This is a genomic window from Candidatus Glassbacteria bacterium, from assembly GCA_019456185.1.
In the GTDB taxonomy this organism is placed as follows: domain Bacteria; phylum Gemmatimonadota; class Glassbacteria; order GWA2-58-10; family GWA2-58-10; genus JAJRTS01.
Window position 1 is genome coordinate 1 of sequence record VRUH01000112.1, and the last position, 3,641, is coordinate 3,641.

The 3,641-nt window shown below is 60.4% G+C and carries 3 protein-coding genes; 2 read left to right on the top strand and 1 reads right to left on the bottom strand.

The window, feature by feature from the left end; genetic code table 11:
• A partial coding sequence (locus tag FVQ81_18125) for a hypothetical protein (GenBank protein ID MBW7998449.1) occupies positions 1 to 243 on the bottom strand: 243 nt, incomplete at its 3' end.
• Positions 244 to 425: 182 nt separating this feature from the next.
• On the opposite strand from FVQ81_18125, the gene FVQ81_18130 reads away from it, so the two are divergent.
• Positions 426 to 1,787: an IS1182 family transposase gene (locus tag FVQ81_18130; GenBank protein MBW7998450.1), complete on the top strand. Its 1,362-nt coding sequence runs from the start codon at positions 426 to 428 to the stop codon at positions 1,785 to 1,787.
• Between the two features lie 244 nt (positions 1,788 to 2,031).
• Complete coding sequence (locus tag FVQ81_18135; GenBank protein ID MBW7998451.1) at positions 2,032 to 3,342, top strand: IS1380 family transposase; 1,311 nt, start codon at positions 2,032 to 2,034, stop codon at positions 3,340 to 3,342.
• The last annotated feature ends 299 nt before the right edge of the window (positions 3,343 to 3,641 follow it).

The window sequence follows — 3,641 nt, forward strand, 5'->3', positions numbered from 1 at the left end:
GGCCATCTGCTCCGCGCCCAGGTTCAGGCTGGATCCCCTCAGCCTGTGGGCGACGAATTCCAGCTTTCCGGCGTCGCCGGCACGGACACAGCCTCGCATTTCCGCTATCAACGAGGGGGCTTGGCCCAGGTACGTTTCGATCAACTCGCCCAGAAAGGCCGGGTTGTAATCCTCGCTGACGAACCGGATCTTCGCGATCGTGTTCCGATTCAGGAGGGGGCCGTCTTGCCGACGCGGGTGCATGGCGGGTGCAATTGGGGGGCTTCGGGAGGCGGCGTCCCGTCACGGGCTCAGCCGCGCCTCCATTCGGCGCTTCATTTTTTGCTTGCGCGATTTCGGTTTTTACCTTAGCAGTCTGTCGGGCTTGGGCTTGTCAAGGATGATACCATTGGGAAGGGATTTTTCATCAACCATGGATGGTAGAGATGAGTAAATTTGTGGGAGGGAACCGGGAGCAGCGATTTCTTTTGCCCCCTGACCTGCGCGACTGGATTCCAGGGGACGACCTGGCGCATTTTGTGCTGGAGGCGGTGGAGCGGGTGGATATCGGGCACTTCAAGGTCAATCAACGTGGGACCGGGGATGCGCAATACCACCCCCGCATGATGCTGGCCTTGCTGATTTACTGCTACGCCAACGGAATTTTCTCCAGCCGGAAGATTGAGCGCGCCACCCATCGGGATATTGGGGTGCGATATATTGCGGCGAACACCCACCCGGATCATGACACCATCTGCACGTTCCGGCGCGAGAATGCGGAGGCGGTCAGCGAGAGTTTTTTGCAGGTGTTGCTGTTGGCTCGTGAACTGAAGTTGCTCAAAGTGGGCATGGTCAGCGTGGACGGCACCCAGCTCGATGCAAACGCCAACAAACACCGCAGCGTGCGCTATGACCGGGCGCGTGAACTGGTTGAACAACTCAAGCTGAATGTGGATGATCTGCTTGCGCGGGCCGAGCAGGCCGATGGGAGCGGTGCGGACGATCCCCAGGCCCTGCCCGAAGAGATAGCCCGGCGCGAGGTTCTGCGCGAGAAGCTGGACGCGGCGTGCAAACGGCTGGAAGCACAAGCCAAGGCCCGCGCCGAGAAGGAACGGGGGGAATACGAGGCCAAACTGGCCGCGCGCGACAAGCGGCAAGGCAGGCGCAAGGGCAAAAGACCCAAGCCGCCGGATCAGACGCCCAGAGGCGATGAGCAGAGCAACCTGACCGACCCGGACAGCCGCTTGATGCGCAAGAGCAAACGCAGCGAGTATCGCCAAAGCTACAACGCCCAAGCCGTGGTGGACGCGGAGGGCAGTCAACTCATTTTGGGTGCCCGGATCACTCAGTGCGCCAGTGATCGAAACGAGTTGGTGGCGGCGGTGGAGACGATCCCCGAGCAGGCGGGCAGCCCCGGCACGGTGTTGGCCGACAGCGGCTATGCCTGTGGGGATGAGGTGGAAACGTTGAACGGGCGCAACATCGAAGTCCTGGTGTCCACGAATGCGGAAGGAATGAGGCGGCAATACGACTTTCGCCCATCCAAAGCCGAAAAGCCGCCCAAGGAGCCAAAGGCGGAATGGATCAAGGCGATGAGGGCCAAGCTGGAGAGTGCGGAGAACCGCGAGAAATACCGGCTGAGGAAACAGACGGTGGAACCGGTCTTCGGCATCATCAAAAACGTTCTCGGCTTCCGCCGGTTTTCCCTGCGTGGACTGGCGAAAGTGGAAGGCGAGTGGGAACTGGTGGCGCTGGCCTACAACTGTAAACGCCTACATCGGTTGCAGAGCGCCCTGGCTGCATGTTGAAGCCAACCTGCCATCATGGAATCCATCCCTTTCCAGGGTGGTGCGGGGCGACGAGCAACCATCAAACCACGAGATTCGGGCTGGGAAGGTTCCGATAGCCCCTGTGACCTTCCAACAACACAAATAAACACAAGCCCAAGCCCGACAGACTGCTAGCCTGGATATTTCACCAATAGAGAGGCGAAATCCTTTATAATCCCTGTGAGAACAAGGTCATAAACCTTCAGGGAAGAAGGATTTCGCCATGACGAATCGTAACAGGGAAGAACTCAGTTTTCCAAGATGTAAAGGGCGCAAGGTCGAGGCGGATTTCAGCGGCGGCAATGTGACGAGCGATGGCGGAGTCTTGCTGGTACGGGCGGTGGATCGGCGGCTTGGTTTGACCGCGGCGACAGCGCGATTGCTCTCGGATCCGCGGCGACAGGCCAGTTGCGAGCATACGGTTTTGAGCATGCTGCGGCAGCGGGTGTATGGGTTGGCGGCGGGATATGAGGATTTGAACGATCATGACAGCCTGCGGCACGACCTGGCTTGGCAGACCGCGGTGGAGCGGGATAGGCCCTCGGCCAGCAGCCCCACCCTATGCCGTTTGGAGAACCGGGCCGATCGCCAAGCGGCAGTGGCGATGCACCGGGTGCTGGCCGAGCAGTTCATCGCCTCTCATTCCGAGCCGCCCACCGAACTGATTCTGGACTTCGACGCCACCGACGATCCGGTGCATGGAAAGCAGGAAGGGCGCTTCTTCCACGGCTACTACGATCACTACTGCTTTTTGCCGCTCTACGTTACCTGCCGCGATCAACTGCTCGTGGCCTACCTGCGCCCCTCCAACATCGACGGAGCCAAGCACGCCTGGGCGATTCTGGCCCTGCTGGTCAAACGGCTGCGTCAGGCATGGCCGGGTGTGCGGATCGTCTTTCGCGCCGACAGTGGATTTTGCCGCTGGCGGATGCTGCGCTGGTGCGACAACAACGAGGTCTTCTATATCGTCGGCCTGGCCAAGAACACGCGTATCAACAAACTGGCCGCACCGCTGATCGACAAGGCCCGCAAAGGCTGCGAGACCAGCAAGCGCAAACAACGTCTGTTCGGCAATCTGCGCTATGGCGCCCACGGTTGGGATCGCCAAAGGCGGGTGATCGCCCGCATCGAACACAGCGTCAAAGGCAGCAACCCACGCTATGTGGTCACCAACCTGCCGGGGAATCCCAAGAAGCTCTACGAGCGAGTCTATTGCCAACGCGGCGAGATGGAAAACCGCATCAAGGAACAGATGCAGCTGTTCTCCGACCGCACCTCGGCCACGCACTGGTGGCCCAACCAGTTCCGCCTGCTGCTCTCCGCGCTGGCCTACGTACTGTTGGAAACCATTCGCCGTCTGGGTCTCAAGGGAACCGAGTTGGCCCGTGCGCAGGTCGCCACGATCCGACTCAAACTGCTCAAGATCGGCGCGGTGATTCTGCGCAATACCCGCCGGGTGCGCTTCCTGCTCGCAAGCGCCCATCCCTATCAGCACCCGTTCCAACTCGCGGCGGCAAGATTGAAACCCGGATAATCGCCAAGGGTGCTGTCCCCGGCACCGGAAAAACAACGGGGCCGTGGCGCAGCCGTGCCCGAAATCCCGAATCGGACCGCCCAACAGTCTTCACAAAACCCAAAAACCGACATCAACCCAAAATCAGGTTAACATCGGGTTCCAACCGCACTGGTGAAATATCCGGGCTAGGCCGAGAATTCAATGCAGCGGGGGCGCGGGGGCGGATATGCCGCCCCCGCAAAAAATACGTCTATGAGTAATCCGGTCCCGGCGCCGGTTCAGGCCGGGGGCGCCTGGCGCTCCTGCTCTAATTTGCC